Genomic DNA, 571 nt, shown 5'->3' with positions numbered 1-571 from the left:
TGGGAAATCTCATCTTGAGGGGGGCTTCACGCTTAGATGCTTTCAGCGCTTATCCCTTCCGTACATAGCTACCCAGCGGTGCTCCTGGCGGAACAACTGGTACACCAGCGGTACGTCCATCCCGGTCCTCTCGTACTAAGGACAGCTCCTCTCAAATTTCCTACGCCCACGACAGATAGGGACCGAACTGTCTCACGACGTTCTGAACCCAGCTCGCGTACCGCTTTAATGGGCGAACAGCCCAACCCTTGGGACCTACTTCAGCCCCAGGATGCGATGAGCCGACATCGAGGTGCCAAACCTCCCCGTCGATGTGGACTCTTGGGGGAGATAAGCCTGTTATCCCCAGGGTAGCTTTTATCCGTTGAGCGATGGCCCTTCCATGCGGTACCACCGGATCACTAAGCCCGACTTTCGTCCCTGCTCGACTTGTAGGTCTCGCAGTCAAGCTCCCTTCTGCCTTTGCACTCTTCGAATGATTTCCAACCATTCTGAGGGAACCTTGGGGCGCCTCCGTTACTCTTTAGGAGGCGACCGCCCCAGTCAAACTGCCCACCTGACACTGTCCTCG

At 56.6% G+C, this 571-nt stretch carries 1 rRNA gene; it reads right to left on the bottom strand.

The window, feature by feature from the left end:
- Positions 1-571: ribosomal RNA gene (locus ACL9RM_RS26465) — 23S ribosomal RNA — on the bottom strand; the annotation flags it as partial.

This window comes from Paenibacillus sp. S29 (assembly GCF_049319765.1).
Lineage (GTDB): Bacteria > Bacillota > Bacilli > Paenibacillales > Paenibacillaceae > Paenibacillus > Paenibacillus polymyxa_B.
The sequence above is the reverse complement of the archived record's forward strand: the minus strand, read 5'-3'. Positions and strand labels throughout refer to the sequence as shown.